Source organism: Vibrio sp. SCSIO 43140 (assembly GCF_023716585.1).
Taxonomy (GTDB): domain Bacteria; phylum Pseudomonadota; class Gammaproteobacteria; order Enterobacterales; family Vibrionaceae; genus Vibrio; species Vibrio maritimus_B.
The window spans coordinates 1154840-1172885 of sequence record NZ_CP071850.1; the positions used below are offsets into that span (position 1 = coordinate 1154840).

Annotated in this window: 16 protein-coding genes; 13 read left to right on the plus strand and 3 right to left on the minus strand. The window is 45.1% G+C overall.

The window, feature by feature from the left end:
• The first annotated feature begins 9 nt into the window (after positions 1–9).
• Positions 10–498, plus strand: coding sequence for a CvpA family protein (locus tag J4N45_RS05475; RefSeq protein ID WP_128648195.1), 489 nt, complete (start codon positions 10–12; stop codon positions 496–498).
• 36 nt (positions 499–534) lie between these two features.
• Positions 535–2049 carry an amidophosphoribosyltransferase gene (gene purF / locus J4N45_RS05480; RefSeq protein ID WP_252013991.1) on the plus strand — a complete coding sequence of 505 codons (1515 nt, stop codon included), beginning with the start codon at positions 535–537 and terminating at the stop codon, positions 2047–2049.
• A 91-nt stretch (positions 2050–2140) separates the two neighbouring features.
• On the opposite strand, the gene J4N45_RS05485 is transcribed toward purF, so the two are convergent.
• Positions 2141–3016, minus strand: a complete 876-nt coding sequence (locus tag J4N45_RS05485; protein ID WP_234494129.1) for a LysR family transcriptional regulator — start codon at positions 3014–3016, stop codon at positions 2141–2143.
• Between the two features lie 357 nt (positions 3017–3373).
• On the opposite strand from J4N45_RS05485, the gene J4N45_RS05490 reads away from it, so the two are divergent.
• From J4N45_RS05490 to recR, 6 genes are all read left to right on the plus strand, one after another.
• Entirely contained in the window at positions 3374–4465 is a 1092-nt protein-coding gene (locus J4N45_RS05490; RefSeq protein WP_252013992.1) for a response regulator, read from the plus strand.
• A 271-nt stretch (positions 4466–4736) separates the two neighbouring features.
• On the plus strand, positions 4737–5147 hold the full coding sequence (locus J4N45_RS05495) for a YbaN family protein (RefSeq protein ID WP_286036899.1): 411 nt from the start codon (positions 4737–4739) through the stop codon (positions 5145–5147).
• A gap of 157 nt (positions 5148–5304) precedes the next feature.
• Positions 5305–5850 carry an adenine phosphoribosyltransferase gene (apt, locus tag J4N45_RS05500; protein ID WP_128648192.1) on the plus strand — a complete coding sequence of 182 codons (546 nt, stop codon included), beginning with the start codon at positions 5305–5307 and terminating at the stop codon, positions 5848–5850.
• 12 nt (positions 5851–5862) lie between these two features.
• Entirely contained in the window at positions 5863–8019 is a 2157-nt protein-coding gene (gene dnaX / locus J4N45_RS05505; protein ID WP_252013993.1) for a DNA polymerase III subunit gamma/tau, read from the plus strand.
• A gap of 109 nt (positions 8020–8128) precedes the next feature.
• Positions 8129–8458 carry a YbaB/EbfC family nucleoid-associated protein gene (locus J4N45_RS05510; RefSeq protein WP_042474318.1) on the plus strand — a complete coding sequence of 110 codons (330 nt, stop codon included), beginning with the start codon at positions 8129–8131 and terminating at the stop codon, positions 8456–8458.
• A 23-nt stretch (positions 8459–8481) separates the two neighbouring features.
• Positions 8482–9081, plus strand: coding sequence for a recombination mediator RecR (gene recR, locus J4N45_RS05515; protein WP_234494125.1), 600 nt, complete (start codon positions 8482–8484; stop codon positions 9079–9081).
• A gap of 98 nt (positions 9082–9179) precedes the next feature.
• On the opposite strand, the gene aqpZ is transcribed toward recR, so the two are convergent.
• Both aqpZ and J4N45_RS05525 read right to left on the minus strand, forming a co-directional pair.
• On the minus strand, positions 9180–9875 hold the full coding sequence (gene aqpZ / locus J4N45_RS05520) for an aquaporin Z (RefSeq protein WP_252013994.1): 696 nt from the start codon (positions 9873–9875) through the stop codon (positions 9180–9182).
• 125 nt (positions 9876–10000) lie between these two features.
• Positions 10001–10249, minus strand: coding sequence for a YkgJ family cysteine cluster protein (locus J4N45_RS05525; protein ID WP_234496103.1), 249 nt, complete (start codon positions 10247–10249; stop codon positions 10001–10003).
• A 137-nt stretch (positions 10250–10386) separates the two neighbouring features.
• Here J4N45_RS05525 and J4N45_RS05530 point away from each other — a divergent pair, with 137 nt between their 5' ends.
• From J4N45_RS05530 to J4N45_RS05550, 5 genes are all read left to right on the plus strand, one after another.
• Positions 10387–10836: a YcgN family cysteine cluster protein gene (locus J4N45_RS05530; RefSeq protein WP_252013995.1), complete on the plus strand. Its 450-nt coding sequence runs from the start codon at positions 10387–10389 to the stop codon at positions 10834–10836.
• Positions 10837–10904: 68 nt separating this feature from the next.
• A complete protein-coding gene (locus J4N45_RS05535) occupies positions 10905–12473 on the plus strand; it encodes a site-specific integrase (protein ID WP_252013996.1) in 1569 nt (522 codons plus the stop codon).
• Positions 12470–14332: a hypothetical protein gene (locus tag J4N45_RS05540; RefSeq protein WP_252013997.1), complete on the plus strand. Its 1863-nt coding sequence runs from the start codon at positions 12470–12472 to the stop codon at positions 14330–14332. The genes J4N45_RS05535 and J4N45_RS05540 overlap by 4 nt, the downstream gene beginning before the upstream one ends.
• A 3-nt stretch (positions 14333–14335) precedes the next feature.
• Entirely contained in the window at positions 14336–16318 is a 1983-nt protein-coding gene (locus J4N45_RS05545) for a site-specific integrase (protein ID WP_252013998.1), read from the plus strand.
• Complete coding sequence (locus tag J4N45_RS05550; protein WP_252014000.1) at positions 16315–16773, plus strand: hypothetical protein; 459 nt, start codon at positions 16315–16317, stop codon at positions 16771–16773. The genes J4N45_RS05545 and J4N45_RS05550 overlap by 4 nt, the downstream gene beginning before the upstream one ends.
• The last annotated feature ends 1273 nt before the right edge of the window (positions 16774–18046 follow it).

Consider the following 18046-nt stretch of genomic DNA (forward strand, 5'->3'; position numbering starts at 1 on the left):
GAAGAATTCATGAATTGGTTAGATTTTGTCATTTTGGGTGTGATTGGGCTTTCAGCTTTAATCAGTTTAGTTCGCGGATTTGCCAAAGAGGCAATGTCGTTGGTGATATGGTTCGGCGCGTTTTTTATCGCTAGCCAGTACTACGCTAAACTAGCGGTGTACTTTACCAATATCGAAGATGACATGTTTCGAAATGGCGCCGCAATCGCTGCCCTGTTTGTTGCGACTCTAATTGTTGGAGCGCTTATTAATTATGTGTTGGGGCAGTTAGTACAAAAAACGGGACTCTCTGGTACCGATAGGGTACTGGGAATCGTGTTCGGTGCTCTTCGAGGTGTGCTGATTGTTTCGGCAGTGCTCTTCTTTGTCGACACGTTTACCACGCTGAATAACAGTGAGTGGTGGGATTCATCTCAATTGATTCCGCACTTTAAGTTAATCATCGAACCGTTTTTTGAACATATCGAAGCAACTTCTAGTTTCCTGTCTGGCGCCTAATGGCGTCAGCTAATGTCGCAAATCGAGGATTAGGACATGTGTGGTATTGTTGGAATCGTTGGCTCTACGCCTGTGAATCAGTCTATCTATGACGCTTTGACCGTTTTACAGCATCGTGGCCAAGATGCCGCTGGTATTGTTACCATAGAAAGCAATCGTTTTCGTCTGCGTAAGGCGAATGGTCTAGTAAAAGACGTTTTTGAAGCGAAGCATATGCAGCGCCTCCAAGGTAACGTAGGTATTGGACATGTTCGTTACCCGACAGCAGGCAGTTCTAGCGCCTCTGAAGCTCAGCCGTTCTACGTAAACTCTCCGTTTGGTATTACCCTGGCACACAACGGTAACCTAACAAATGCTCACGAAGTTCGTGAAAAGCTGTTTGAGAAAGATCGTCGTCACGTTAACACTACCTCTGACTCTGAGGTTCTTCTTAACGTACTTGCACACGAAATTGATACTGTTAAAGGCAATGTGACCTCTGACGATGTGTTCCGTGCCGTAACGAATGTGCATCGCGCTATCAAAGGTGCTTATGCGGTCGCTGCGATGATCATCGGTCATGGTATGATTGCGTTTCGCGATCCAAACGGTATCCGTCCTCTTTGCCTTGGTAAGCGTGAAGTCGAAGGCAAAACGGAGTACATGGTAGCGTCTGAGTCGGTTGCACTTGATGCAGTGGGCTTTGACTTTGTACGCGATGTTGCGCCAGGTGAAGCGATTTACGCAACATTTGATGGTGAGCTATTCACTCGTCAATGTGCTGACAACCCTACATTGAACCCATGTATCTTCGAGTTCGTTTATTTTGCTCGTCCAGATTCATTTATTGATAAGATCTCGGTATACAGCGCACGCGTTGAGATGGGTAAAAAGCTTGGTGAACGCATCAAAGATGAGTTCGCAGACCTTGATATCGATGTCGTTATTCCGATCCCTGAGACTTCTTGTGACATTGCACTGCAAATTGCACAAGCTATTGATAAGCCATACCGCCAAGGTTTTGTGAAAAACCGTTATGTGGGCCGTACCTTTATCATGCCAGGTCAGCAGCAACGTAAGAAATCTGTACGTCGCAAGCTAAACGCGATTCGTTCAGAGTTCAAAGGCAAGAATGTACTGCTTGTTGATGACTCTATCGTTCGTGGTACAACATCAGAACAGATCATCGAGATGGCTCGTGACTCTGGTGCAAACAAAGTGTACATGGTGTCAGCTGCGCCAGAAGTTCGCTTCCCGAACGTTTATGGTATTGATATGCCAAGTGCGAACGAGCTTATCGCCCACGGTCGCGATAACGATGCTATCTGTAAGCAAATTGGCGCAGATGCACTGATTTACCAGACTATCCCTGACCTTATCGAAGCAGTTGGCTTGGGTAACCCAGATGTTAAGCTGTTTGAAGCATCGGTATTCAACGGTGAATACGTAACAGGTGATATCGACCAGTCGTACTTAGACTATCTAGATTCTCTGCGTAATGACGATGCGAAAGTGCAGCGTGATATCCAACAAGATCTGGCGAACTTAGAGCTTCACAACGAAGGTATCTAATCGGCTCGGATAGAGTTTAACGAAAAAACCAGAACGAACGTTCTGGTTTTTTTATGCTCGTCAAGTCGAGGCGGGGTGTTCTACCAAACGATCAATGCAATGAGTAATCGATAACGAAATCGATAAATAGGCGCACTTTTTCAGGTAGGTGGTCTTTATGGTTATACAGCATATAGATGTCACGTGGGTTTGCGCTCCACTCAGGGAGTACGCGTACCAAATCGCCATTGTCGATGTGTTCTTGCAGCATGACGTCAGGCATTAATGTAATGCCTAGGCCTGCAGAACAAGCGCGACGCACCACGTTCAAGCTATTTGCTTCGAAGCGCCCTTTAGAGTTTTCAATGATCGACTCACCGCTGACATTTTTTAGCTGCCATTTGATAAGTGGCGCGCCTTTTAAGAGCCTATGTGAAGAAAGCTCTTCCGCATGTTTAGGCTCGCCATGTTTAGCGAGATAGTCTGGGTGTGCGACCAAGATGTCTTTCACTGTGCTGAGTTTACGAGCGATGAGGCTCGAGTCGCGCTGAGGGCCAACACGGAAGATCACATCCCACTCTGTTGGATCAAGCTGATCGGCGTGATTACTCATAGTGAGATCGAGGCTGATGTCAGGATATTGACTCATAAAGTCATTGAACATTGGCATCATCATGCGCTTTGTGAGATTTGAAGGAGAGGAAATCTTCAGTTTACCCGATGCGCCTTTACACTCGTCCGTGATTTCTTCTGTTGTCGATGTTAGACGTTGAAGAAGGGGAGAGCATTCATTATAAAAACGTTCGCCTGCTTCGGTGAGCGATAGCTTTCGCGCGTGACGGTTCAGCAAACGAAGGTTCAGTGAATCTTCAAGAGCTTGAATGCGTCGAGTAATTGTTGCAACAGGGATCATGGTTTTACGAGAAGTTGCCGTATAACTCCCATTTTCTACAACAAGCCGGAACAGATTTAAGTCATCGAGTTTCATATATTCAACTATTTGTAATTATTGGTTTTTAATATAGCCCAAATCCTGAAAAAGTAACCCTTTATCCAAGACTTACCTTCACAAGACAAATCGCGTTTTTGTTTTTAAAGTACGGGGAAATCAGCGATTTGAGCGCCTTTATAACAAAACCTAGAACACAAGATAATGCCACAAATGGGGGCATTTGTATAAAAGTGGATTTCTGCCTACAGTTAAAGTACTCAGGAGAGGATTGTATGCTGAGTTCAATAGTCAATTAATTGCATCATTGTAGCGTTTCCTTACGATACGACGTTTGATGTAAACCAAAAATAATAACAATTAAACGCTCAATAGATTTTTGTGAGGCGTATTTTTATGTCTAAAACCGACAGTCAAGTCGCCGTTGCTATACAGCAACAGCATAGTGCTAGGGTTATGGTCGTCGACGATGACCCCATCTTCCGAAGTGTGACCAGAAAGTTCTTAGAAGCAATTGGTCATCAGGTCGTCGAAGCGGGCGATGGTCTAGAAGCACTAAAGATGTTAGGAGAGGTTCAGCCTGATTTGGTCCTCTGTGATTTAGCCATGCCACTGCTTACTGGTATGGAGTTTACCGAAGAGGTAAGGGTGGAATATCCATCTTTGCCAGTCATCGTCATTTCGGCGACTGGTGACATGGGGGATGTTGCGAAAGCACTGAGGATGGGCGTAAAAGACTTCCTCACCAAGCCGCTTAGCGACTACCGTTATCTGGCCGAGGCTATCGATGTAGTGATCGAAGAGAATTCTAGCGTGGGTGAGCAATCTGACTTTGTTAGTCGATGGTTCCATCTTGAAGATGGTGAACCAGGCGGCACAGACGAGGAAAAGGAGCTTCACTGGCATTTGGAGTATCTTCAACAGAACCCCAACGCGGCGAGAGAGTTGTTAACCGCCTTGCTGCCAGAGAAAGATTCTGCGCTCGGAGCTTGGCGTAGCAGTTACCGGCTACTTCAGTCCGCGAACAGTTTACCCTTGGTATTCGACTACACGTGGTTAATGAGTGGTCAACTGGCGTTTTATCTAGTCGACGCCGATTCTGCCGAAGATGGCGGTGTGGCGAGTACCTTGCTAGTCAGAACCTTGTTTGATGATTACGTCCGTCGACTTCAACACAATAGCGTTGATCTGAAAGGGTTGGCTCGTGATATCGAGAAAGGGATGACCTGTGCAAATGGAACCGGGCCTGTGAATGCGCTGTTTGGCAGTATCGACCTTAATGATGGATCTTTATCTATTCTCCCTGCAGGCTTGAACTGTCGATGGGAGAACGGGCAGGCTCATTTCAACGTGGCTGGAGGTAAAAAGTTAGGCGAAAACTGCTTGGGTAATTTTATGACCAAAGATTTGGCGCTTAACGACGCAGGCAAGCTGACATTGAGTCAGGTTGGCACGAGCAGCTTCAGCTGGGATATTCGTTTGGTTTAGTTTGGTTAAATCAAATTGCGATTGAGAATAACCCTACTTTTCATCCGTTTTTGACGAAATGTAATTGGTATATAGTGAAAATGTTACAGCATTGGGAGGCGATTGCCTCCCTTTTTATTACAACTATACCCAAGAGCAAAGTCATGTCAGATTCAGAATTCAAAGAACCATACAATATTTTTTACTTTTTAGGTTTCATCGCAGCATTGCTTATCCCTACGCTTCCCGCTACTCTCACTTGGATTAGAGTAATGAACGGATACGCGGGTTTTTGACCAGAGACAATCTCACCACTGTAAAACGACTTCTTTGGAACACAGTTGGTATCATTTCAGTAGTTTTAGGTGTGGTCGGTATAGTCCTTCCTTTATTACCGACAACACCATTCCTTCTTTTAGCGAGCGCCTGCTTTTTTCGCGGCAGTCCGGCTTTTCATCACTGGCTACAGACTCATCCTAAATTGGGCCCGATTATTACTGATTGGGAGCAGGAGAGGCGCGTGACAAAATCGGTGAAACAGAAAGGTGCGGTGTTTATCGTACTCAGCTTTTCTCTCTCTATCTTCGTAGTGAATGGCGTTTGGTTAAAAGTTATGCTGTTCACTCTGTTCTTACTCATTTTTACCTTCTTTTTGCGGATTCCTGTGAAACCGCCCGTTGCTGATCAACACGAAAATCACTAACATTAGAGGGTTGTGTGCCCACCGATAATGTGGGCGTTTTATTTATACCTACAGAATGAACGTATCTAGCGAGTGGCGTAGTTGCTACGGTGCATAAACACGCTGGACCCGTACTCTGAACGTCAGGCATTCAAAGACCTTTCCAGAGATCAATACTATGACAATCGACAAAATTTCCCTTATCAAAGCAAGCATCAAAAGCATTCCGGACTACCCAAAGCCAGGTATTTTGTTCCGCGATGTAACAAGTTTGATGGAAGATGCTGCGGCATACCAAGCGACAATTGAGCTGCTGGTAGAGAAATACAAAGATCAAGGCTTCACTAAGATTGTGGGCACTGAAGCGCGCGGTTTCCTATTTGGCGCTCCGCTTGCTCTAGAGCTCGGTCTGGGTTTCGTGCCTGTGCGTAAGCCAGGTAAACTGCCACGTGAAACGGTGGCACAATCGTATGAACTTGAATACGGCACGGATACTCTAGAGATCCACACAGACGCTATTGTAGAAGGCGATAAAGTACTGATGGTCGACGACCTTCTAGCGACTGGTGGTACGATTGAAGCCACGACTAAACTTATTCGCAAGCTTGGTGGTGACGTACAGCACGCCGCATTTGTTATCAACCTACCGGAAATCGGTGGCGATAAGCGCCTTGAAGCTCTAGGCATTGAAGTCTATAGCTTGTGTGAATTTGAAGGCCATTAATTAGGACACCTCATGAGTTATCTCGCGCTAGCTAGAAAATGGCGACCAAAGAAATTCTCGGAAGTGGTGGGGCAAGCTCACGTGCTAACGGCACTGGAGAATGCGCTTGACCAAAACAGACTGCACCATGCGTACCTATTTAGCGGTACTCGAGGTGTGGGCAAAACGACAATAGGTCGATTGTTTGCAAAAGGGCTGAACTGTGAAACAGGGATCACTGCGACACCATGTGGTCAATGCTCGACGTGTAAAGAGATCGATGAGGGGCGCAGTGTTGATCTGTTAGAGATCGATGCGGCGTCGCGAACTAAGGTCGAAGATACCAGAGAATTGCTGGACAACGTCCAGTACAAACCTGCTCGCTCTCGCTTTAAGGTCTACCTTATTGACGAAGTTCATATGCTATCGCGCCATAGCTTCAATGCGTTGTTGAAAACGTTAGAAGAGCCACCAGAGTACGTGAAGTTTTTGCTCGCCACTACGGATCCGCAAAAGCTTCCAATGACGATTTTGTCTCGTTGCCTTCAGTTCCATCTCAAGCCGATCACTGTCGACAATATTCAGCAGCAACTAGAGTACGTTCTTACTGAGGAGCAAGTCTCTCAAGAACGTCGAGCCCTAGCGCTGCTTGCGCATGCAGCTGATGGCAGTATGCGAGATGCACTGAGCTTGACCGATCAAGCTATCGCCCTAGGTAGTGGTAATGTTTCTACGGATATCGTTAGCCAGATGCTGGGCACTTTGGACACTGCTCAAGCATTGCAGTTACTCGAGGCTATTTCTACGGGTGACGCAGAGCAAGTGATGGCGAGACTGAATAGCCTGGCAGACAATGGTGTCGATTGGGATGTATTACTGTCTGAATTGGCGACGCAGTTACATCGCATCGCATTAGCTCAAGCACTACCAACCAGTGTGGATAACGCTGTAGCCGATGGTGATAAAATTCGACACCTTGCGGGAGCACTGCAAGCTACCGATGTGCAACTCTATTATCAGATTGCGCTGAAGGGACGACAAGACTTACCGTTTTCGCCTTCCCAGCGTGTTGCTGTAGAAATGACGTTACTGAGGATGCTGGCTTTCAGACCTGTCAGTCAAGTAGCAGCTAGTGAGATAAATGCAGCGCCGAGTCAGCCTCAAACGGTTCCAGCGGCGCAAACTGCGCCAGCACCGACAGCACCAGTGCACACCGCACCTTCACAGACGATGTCAACGCAGCCAATGGCTCATACGCAGAGCGCGCCTCAATACGCAGGGTCTATTTCACAATATGAAGATGGACCAGAGCCTTATATTGATACCTCGCAGATGCCGCCACCGGCACCAATGCAAGGAACTCCGCAACGAGCACCTCAGCCACAGATGCAACCAGATGTGAATGCAGCAGCACCGTCGCAACCCGTGGCACCCGCTGCGCCTCAAGAGAGTGCGCCAGCTAGAGCGGCCGGCGGTTTGCGTCATCAGTTGCGATCTCGTAGGCAGTCTGCAGGACAAAATACGCAACCCTCGGGGACGAACCCAGGAAAAAAGCCTAAGGCGTCATCTGAACCAAGCTCAGTCTTGGAGCGAGTAGCTATGCGTACTCAAGGTCGAGGTGTAAGCCCGGCCAGCGTGTCAGATGTCGCGGAGACCAAAACAGAGCAGGCTAACGCGAATGAGCCATACCAATGGCGCCCATCGAGTAATGCCGCACAGCAGCAAAGTAAGCCGACGATTAAACCATCCACGCTGAAAAAAGCGCTTGAGCACGAGAAAACGCCAGAAATGGCGCAGCGTTTAACGACGGAAGCCGCCGCGCAAGATGCTTGGGCGGATATGATTGAGAAACTCGATATTGGCAAGTTGGTTCAGCAGCTCGCTCTGAACTCTGTCTATCAGAAAGATGGCACGTCAATTCAATTAGGATTGAGACCAACTCATGCACACCTAAACTCTGACAAAAACCAGTCCGAACTACTCGCTGGCTTAAATGTCTTACTAGGAGAAGAGTGTCACCTTTCTATAGAGGTGTCAGAACAAGGGACTACGCCACTCGAGCTTCGAGAAAATCTGTACCAGATGAAACTGACAGAGGCGGCGCAAAGCCTACAAACGGATCCTAACGTACAGTTTATGCTAACTCGTTTTGCTGCGCAGTTAGATGAAGAGAGTATAAGACCTTTATAAGTCACTCACTTTCTTAGGCTTAGATGTATGCTTAAGGAAGGGCGGGGTTGTAATCGATGAATGCGACCCCATGTTATCAATTGAACTATGAATAAACCGAGAGAAACCTATGTTTGGTAAAGGTGGTATGGGCAACCTGATGAAGCAAGCCCAGCAGATGCAAGATCGCATGCAAAAGCTTCAAGAAGAAATCGCGAACATGGAAGTAACTGGCGAGTCTGGTGCTGGCCTTGTTAAGGTGACTATCACTGGTAGCCACAGCACGCGTCGTGTTGAGATCGATGAGAGCTTGATGGAAGACGACAAAGAGATGCTAGAAGATTTGATCGCAGCTGCGTTCAACGATGCAGCTCGTCGTGTTGAGGAAACTCAAAAGGAAAAAATGGCGTCAGTAACTGGTGGTATGCAACTTCCACCGGGCATGAAAATGCCGTTCTAATTGGAAGATTAGAGACATAATTAATGCGAACTAGCCATATGCTGGAGCATTTGATGGAGGCCTTGCGATGCTTACCTGGGGTTGGTCCTAAGTCAGCACAACGCATGGCCTTTCATTTGTTACAGCGAGACCGAAAAGGCGGCCTTCAGCTCGCGGATGCACTTTCTAACGCAATGACTGAAATCGGTCACTGCCAACAGTGCCGTACGTTTACCGAAGAAGAAATCTGCCACATTTGCAGTAATCCCAAGCGTAAAGAGAACGGTCAGTTGTGCGTTGTTGAAAGTCCAGCGGATATCGCAGCAGTGGAAGCAACCGGTCAATTTTCTGGTCGTTACTTTGTTTTAATGGGGCACTTGTCTCCGCTAGATGGTATAGGCCCAAGCGATATTGGTCTTGATGTTCTCGATTACAGACTCAGACAAGGCGATATCGGCGAGGTTATTTTGGCGACAAACCCAACCGTTGAAGGTGAAGCAACGGCGCACTATATTGCAGAGCTTTGCCACGAGCACCAGGTGTCAGCGAGCCGTATCGCGCACGGTGTTCCTGTAGGTGGTGAGCTTGAGTTAGTCGATGGAACGACCTTGTCGCATTCATTGATGGGGCGTCAAAAAATCTGATGTTGGTCTTTCGACAGCAGACTTTGCTATCTAACGAAATAAGTTAAAAGGCGCGATAACATCGCGCCTTTTTTGATCGTTCTCTTAAGCGACAAACCTTATTCGCTATTGCTACCAATCAGCGACTTATATATCCAAGCTCCGATAACAGCACCAATAATAGGCGCGACCCAGAATAGCCATAACTGAGCGACTGCCCAGTCGCCAACATAAAGTGCTACGCCAGTACTTCTTGCAGGGTTAACGGATGTGTTGGTGACAGGGATACTGATTAAATGGATAAGTGTCAAGCAAAGCCCGATAGCAATAGGCGCGAAGCCTTCTGGTGCGCGTTTATCTGTTGAGCCCATAATGACGATTAGGAACATGGCTGTCATTACAACCTCTGTCACTAGAGCTGCAGTTAATGAATACTGACCGGGAGAATGGTCACCATAGCCATTGGATGCAAAACCTGAGCTAGCAGCATCAAATCCAGCTTGACCAGAAGCGATAACGTAAAGGATGCCGCCAGCAAGTACGCCGCCGATCACTTGAGCAATAATATAGGGAACCAATTCTTTAGCTTCAAATCGCCCTCCCGCCCACAAGCCAATACTAACTGCTGGATTGAGGTGACACCCAGAAATATGACCAATGGCGAAAGCCATAGTGAGCACGGTTAAGCCAAATGCGAAGGATACTCCGAGCAATCCGATGCCAACATCGGGAAATGCTGCGGCCAAGACAGCTGACCCACAGCCACCTAAAACAAGCCAAAACGTACCAAACAACTCCGCCAAATATTTATTCATATCAGACACCTTATTTGTCAACGTGGTTAACATGACAATAGTTCATATAAGCAGAAGCGCTAGTGTTTGAGATGAAATTGTACCGAGTTAGTAAGTACTTATATAACCCTTGGTCGGTGCACTGGTTAGGTTAGGCGTTCTAGCTCGAGGATGTTTTCCAACGCTTTGGCGTTATTATCGGCACAAACGTCAGGGCAGGCTTTGAAGTTGTGACAGACTTTCGGGCGCTCTGGTTTTCCAAATAACTTACACAAATTTCGGTCATCTAGCTGAATGCAACGTACTCCGCTTGGTTTGCCATTTGGCATACCAGGTATAGGCGAAGAAATACTTGGAGCAATACAACATGCCCCACAACCTAAACGACAATCCATCATTACACCCTCTATCTTGAAGGCGGCGAGTTTACCAGATGCGCTAGAATTGTACATATGTGAATCATGCATCAATACTTGCAGTTTTTAGCCTCTAGAGGTATAACACGCCTCCAACGAAGAAAAGGGTAACACGAATGAGCAATGCGTTTTGGGAAACCACGCCACTTGAAGAAATGAGCGAATCACAATGGGAATCTCTCTGTGATGGCTGCGGCAAATGTTGCCTGCATAAACTCATGGATGAAGACAGTGATGAAGTGTATTACACCAACGTTGCTTGTAGTTGGCTAAACAGTAAAACCTGCTCATGCAAAGATTACCCAAATCGTTTTCAATCGGGTGAAGAGTGCCTCAAGCTAACTCGCGATAAAATTAGCGAGTTCAACTGGCTGCCAGAGACTTGCTCTTACCGCTTGCTCTCGGAAGGAAAACCCATCCCAGAGTGGCATCCGCTAATTACTGGTTCTAAGTCAGCGATGCACGCTGCCGGTGAGAGCGTTCGCAATAAAGTGGTGTACGAGATAGATGTAGTGGATTGGGAAGACCACATCCAAAACTTACCTGAATGGGCTAAAAAGAGTTAATTAACTTTTAAAGTTGAGAATCAATACTAAGCTTCACTGTAGTTTGTTATTGCTCAGTGAGGCATGGTATGGATACCTACTACCAAGTTGAAATTTCATCTCTTCTTAACTTCGTCTACGAAAAGCCATTAGTATTCATTGATGAAAATGGCGAACCTCAAGTTACCTATCGTGCTAATGGTAACAAGCTCCCGATTAAGAAACTTCCCTTACTCAATATCGTTGGGTATGACAACAAAGATAACCTAATCAGCTACCAGCCAATCGATATGGCTAACGAGTTCTTATTGTCGAAAGCAATCGATGATGGTGTACTCGAACTAGGAACCGATGCGCAAGGACTTGCCCATTACTTTAGCTTTATATTGGATAAACAAGTCGCGTGGGACGCTGAATACGATGAAGGGGACTTTGACCCTCTCTATGATGATCCTCGCCCAGAATGGAATACCTTTCCTCGTAACAAACAAGAGCGTTTAACCTATCAATATCGTGATGGGATCAAGCAACTCGCTATTGATGGTGTATTAGCTAAAACAACGGCTAGGCAATATATGAGCAGTGTCGTTGGTTTCTATAAACACTGTCTTCGCCAAGGTATTAGGTTCAATAACCCTCCTTTCCAGTTTGAAACCGTGAATATCCATTTTGAAGCGTCGGCATCCAGCATGAAAGCTTACCAACGTAAGCAAATACAAACGACGGATATGCGGATTAAGTTTGCTAAGTCATCTCGCAGCGGCGGAACAAACCTCAGTAACCTACGCCGCGACCTTAAACCGTTTACTAATAACGAATGGAACATTCTGCAAACCATATTGATGAAGTCCCGCAGGGTGATCCGTCATGGCAATAATAACAAACTGCATTCACTGCCCATTGAGTTTTGTCTGCACCCAATGATTTGTCGCAACACTGGCTTACGTCGTGAGGAAGCCGCAAGCCTTCATTTGGGACAGATAGTGAATCCCGAAACCATGATTAAGGACGGCAAAGAGGTGTTTAAAAAGCCTGTGATGGATTTAGGTGTTGGGGATAAATACCAGTCACTAACCAAAACATCTGATGGATATGCAGAAAAGAATAAAAGCCGTGTCACCATTATCCCCGCTACATTGATGAAGATGCTTTACGATTACTCGCAGTCTGACCGATATCAAAAACGCCTTGAGAAATTCAAAGCATGGTGCAAAGAGCAGAAACAAGAAGGAAATACGCATTTCTTTGAGGGAGATGATGCGATTAACCCCGAGCTGGAATATCTGTTTATCACCCAGTCAGGAAAGCCGATGTTTACGCGGTTACAAGACTTTACCGGACGCTGGGTTGAAATACGTAACACAGCAAACCTAACCCAAGGTTTTAACCACCCTATTGTCGGCTCCATACATAATTTACGCTCAACCTTTGCTGTGAATATCTTCCGCCATCTTTTAACGAAAAAGGATGAGTATGGCAACCCGTCAATCCCCCCCGATGAAGCACTAGATAGGGTCTCAGCACTGCTAGGTCATGAAGACCGAGCAACGACACTAGAATACCTAAAAATCGCACAGGATTTGCCATCTGCTGATGAAATTTATGAAGACGTGCTCGACTACATTGGCGCTTTTGAAGATTTAGAGGGTGCATTATGATTCAGGGCCGAAAGCGTACCAAAATTGCGATAAAGAAAACCAGTGCTCCTGTAATTCCTCTACGCTTTGATGAAATGGTTTTAGACTGTGGAAATAATAATAAAGCCTACACTTATAGGCTACGCTACCGTAATGTCCCGACCGTGAAACAGATTGACTCAGGAAATGTCGTGTTAGCAAATCGAGATGATATTGTTAGGGGTATTCACCAACAGTTAACCCCCTTGCCTGAAAACCAGTCAAAGCAGTGTTATTTTTCAGGACTTGTGATTTATTTCCAATACCTTGACGATACTGGTTATCAAGGTGACCCTTTTGCTAATGCTGTCATGATTGATTGCCTAAAGCACTTTAATAGATTACGTGAAAAAGGCGAGCAGACATCGAAATCTTATCAAATTAAAATCAGCTTATCTTTTCTACTAAGGGCATGGGGCAGAGAGTCTGACCTCAAGATATTACCAGAGGTTGCTGCTCCCCCTGTTGCTAAAGATAAAGCATTTCATATAGAAACAGAGATGAAGCCATTATCTAAGATATTGGTTAAAGGCGCACATGCCTTTCAGGAGGCGATTGAGATAGATGAGTTGCTAGATATTCATCCATTCTTTGATGAAGAGCGGTTTGACGAACAGGTAAAGCGTAATGGCTGGACGTTAAGGCAAAGTGTAAATAAGAAAAACGGCTTTAAGAGATGCCTGAAACCTACGCCCATGGCAATAAAGGATAACCCGGTTTCACTTGAGCAACTTAATCGGCAAGTATTTTATAACCATGCATCGCGCAATTGGTTTTTCGTATTCTCAATGCTGACAGGCATGAACAAATCTGTGCTTGCTAATGTGCAACATGGCGATGTTTCATTTAAAAGTATCGGTAGCGGACGGTTTGTTTTTGACGGGGAAAAGTTTAGAGCTAGTTATAAGGATTTAGATAATAGCGCAGGCTTTAGTCTGCGAACCAAAGAGTTGATCACTCGATGGATTAATACGTCTAAAGTGATGTACCAATCATTGGGTATCCCACTCTCAAATGAGCTGCCGCTCTGCCCCTTCTTTGGTTCAAATGGTGAGGTTTGGACATTCAATTATAATGGTTCAAATATCAGCTACATCAATACTCAGCTCGAGAAAATAACGGGTTTAACAGTTTCCAACAGTCGATTCAGGGCAACCAAATCAGATGTATTGATGCGAGTGACAGAAGATATCTTCCTTGTGTCGCAGGGTCTGAATAATGATGTGAATGTAGTCGCCAAACGCTACTCTAGCGGCGTTCAAGCAAACCATGACAATAACATCAATGCCACGGTTAGCGCGATGAGTGCGGCTGCTAAAGGTAAAGACATTCGCAAAGCTGTTGAGGATGCCAAGGCGATGCACAGCGATATTTTGTCAGATTATGATTATAAGGCATTGCGCAGCCGTGAAAGCAAAGAGCAGCCATTAATGACCACGCCAAGTGGCATCAAATGTGCGGGGCCAACCCCGGAGAAACTTGTTGCTGAGGCGAGGCGCATGAAGCAATTAGGCATTGATTTTTCAAAAGACACGGGGCGCTGTACGGACTTTCTTGGTTGCTTTGATTGCGACCAACATAGATTGGTGGCATCAGAAAACGACATCTGGTTAATGCAGTCATTTTTAGAACAAATCGAAGACCTCAAAGAGATGGTGGCGAGTAATTCTGCACCCAGAGATGAGTATTTCATGGTGGAAGGTATGTTGAAAAAAATCCTCCTCAGGCTGAAACGAAAAGCGCCAAAAAACTACGCTCTAGCAGAGCAAAAAGTGGATAACGGCGATTATCACCCGCTTTACCAAGACCGAGCCAGTGCAAGCCAATTCTTTAAGGGATAATGTATGTCTGAACAACTTATACAGCTTCACCAAGAACTTGCTGAAAATCCATATGTGACGTTTGACTCTGACGATAAAGGAATGTCACGCGTCTTTGATTTGGTGTGGGATTTTCACGCCCTGAACCAAAATATAAAAATCATCTCTTTTGAGCATATTGAAGATAAGTACCGCCGCGACATCCAATCTTACCTCTATGCGCTTATTCAACACCAAAAGAAACATTCAAACTCTGACTCTCATGCCTCTGTTAACTCGTTGAAAAGATACAGGAACACCTTAAAAGTTATTGCAACTCGTTGGGGTAACAGTGACTTCAGATTACTTTCGGGCGAGCGGGAATGGAAAAACTGCACAAAAACATTGCAAGGGCTTGGCGGAGAAGGCACTTGCAGACATATTGCGTCGATAATTAATGCGCTGCATAAAGCAGGACTTACCAACCGTTATGTCCATAAACGAGAGTACATCAAGTGGGTTGTCTCTGATGGTGAATATGGGCAAGCTATTGCACTTCCTGAAGCGATTCATGTCAGTATTCTAAAGACGGTTGTTGAGTTTGTGGAAACCTATCACCCTTATCGCCACCAAATTTCAGAGGCAATGGAAAAGCTTTACACCTATCAAGATGAAATGTTCAGCAATGAGCTTAAAGCGCTAGGAGTGAACGCCCTTAACGAGCGGCAAATGAAAACACTCGCTGTAAGGATGTCTCGCCAAACACGCCAGTGGCCTGAGCGACAAACTATTCCTAACTTTTCCTTTTACAGGCGTGGAAATTGGCTCGGAACATTACTCAGAATGTGTTTTCTCTGTGTTGGCTTGTTCTCTGCCGCCCGAAAGGAAGAGCTGCTTTCCATGAATAAAGAGAGCTATGATGATATACTGGCTGCTGTACCCAAGGTTTCTGGGTTTTCTACCAAAGGAAATAAGGGCGAAAGGATCTATACGACGTGGAATACCGCTCCTATTGCAAAGCTGGCACTGGAGTTAGCTTATGACGCAACGCAAGCCACGAGAAAATACAGCTCACAACGACTGGATAACGCTAATCAAAATGGTCTGTTAACGCAAGACCAATACCATGCAAAGAAACAAGACCTTGAGAGTGCCTTTATTTCTCCTGACATTCCTTATGACACTCAAACGTTCATAAATAAAACATCGCTAAAATACACAATTGATAGGGTTGGTGATGGGTTGAATATGAAAGCATTCGGCATCGCTGCGAGCGCAGAAGATGTTGAAGAATTTGACCTGTTAAACCCAGACCGCGCAGGGAGCTTAAAAGTCGGAGGGGGCTTACCAAAGCTTAGTCCGCATGATTTACGGCGAAGTTTTGTGGTCTTTATGGTTAAAAACAGGCTGGGCAACGCACTCACCGTCAAGTACCAGCTTAAGCACCGTAATATAAACATGTCGAACTGGTATGCTAATTATTCCGAACTAGTGCGAACCAACCAACTGTTGATGGACTCTCAGTTAATGAGTGAGTTTGATGAGGCCATTGAACGTTCAGCAGTTGATGCGTGGGATGAAATTTACAATGTATCCGATACCTTAAGTGGTGCAGAAGGTGAGCGTATTGCCCAGAACAAAGCAGAGCGGCTAGCACAAGGGGGAGAAGTGGTGATGTCTCGAAGTGAATTAGAGGCATTGATAAAGTCTGGTGACAAAGCCATTGTGTTGCTTCCTACAGGGGGGTACTGCACCAACCGTAACTGTGAGCGCCTTTGCTCTCTGATGGATATTGTTGAAGCCCCTTGTGAGCATAAGATTTTCACCGATAAGGCAGCCAAAAGGCTTTCAAGGGAGCGCGACAACCTAATCGCTTCATTTCGGATAATCAATGAGATGGGCGATTATGCCAATGAATTGATTCTGGATGCTAGAAAAAAGAAGATCCAATCTATTGAACCAACATTGGTCAAACACAGCATCCCATTTGATAGCTTCGATGATGATATTAAGGCGGTATGGTCATGAAAGTAGAATATAAGGCAACAAGCAAGGCTGAAGGATTACTGGTCAATGCGTTTCAGCGCTTATTAGATGGTAAGCCGCTTCATGTTAAGGCGACTGGCAAGCTCACGTTAAACCGAATCAATAATGAAGCTCAGTTTGGTAACAGCTATGTTCATAAGTTCAAAGAGTTCGTGGCATACGCTAAACCAGTGATCGATGAATATAACCTCAACCGCGACAAGGCAATGACAACTGGCTTAGATATTGAGCTGGACGTTCCTTTGTCTGAACTTGATAGGCTCAAACACGAATTGAAAAAAGCCAATGAGCTTAAAGACAAATACAGAGTGCAACGAAACAATGCTGTTGAGGCTCGAAAACAGTTAGAGGCAGAAAATGCTCGATTACGTTTCAGGGTGTTTGACCTACAGCAAGAATTATTAAGTGAAAATTCAGTTGTGACACCAATCAAGTAGTGTGCTCCTACGCTCAAAGTGTAATAGGGCTAGGATCGTAACTCGTTTCTGCCCCAAAGTTACTTAGACTAGAAGCTCTTCACTAAGTGAGTGAGTTCATCTTGACCAACATTTTCTAATGTTAGATGCTGTTGATTTGGTTTACCTGATAAAAACTACACAGACTTACTGAGTATGTAATCTGACAAATAGGGAATGTTCCTGTAGTGCTCGGCGAGTCGGTTGACACCAAATCTTTAGTTAGGTGATGACACTTGCGTAACAGATGGCAAGATAACCCTCAATCCGTTGTTCGTCATTTTTAGTTACTCTTTCGGAAAATGTCGATTTCACGTATGTGGTACGATCTCGCGATTGATGCTTTTTGCTTTTGACAGTATGAAACTACTTTTTCTATTACTTGGCATTACCTTGATTGGCTGTAACTCAAATGGTTCGAGCAACCGTGATGATACACCACATTGTTCTGATGATAACGAAGTGCGCCAAACTGGTAACTCGTTTCGAATAAGCCCGAACTACTGCAACGATATCACTCAGTATGAGTTTAAGGATGATCACTACTATCACATTGTAGAAGGTGGAGTGAAGGCTCAATTTTTCAATAAAGATATCCTTGATCTACCAAGCCATGTGCTTTTTGATACAACCCGACAAGATTACTATACCTATGAAGACAATAGCCAGTGTTACCGATACAGAAGAACCAATGAACTTCATTGTGAAGGACAACCTGGGTCCAGATATGCATATCTAGTTAATACTTACAACTATTCAACTTTGCGGGGATTGATAGAGACTGCTACTAAAAACGCGACTTATCGGTAAATCTATGTTTTTGAGAAGGCAAGTAGAGGCACATTACTTTATAGCCACTTGAAAAAACGACCTACACCAATGTTGCTGTGACCTACCTAAACACGTTGCCATATTTCAGTTAACTAAAGCTTTACTAAAATTGGTTAAACGTACATTGAAATTGTCCAGAGGTGTGCTTCGTTGATGCGAAACACACCTTTGCCCCAATCTTTCTCAGCCCCAGCGAACTGGCGACGCTACAAGCTCATCAATAGGCCAAATTAATCTAATCCGTATTTTAGATCCCTCAATCGAGTTTCCACAGCTTAACACCAGTAATTTCAATTGATTCAAAAAACTACCCAGTATAAACTTGATTGCATAATCATTAATTGATTACGTAGATAAGGTGAAGAACTGACAGCTTTTATCTAATTAGTGTTAATCAGTAACGCCTATTAGTAGGGTGATACAT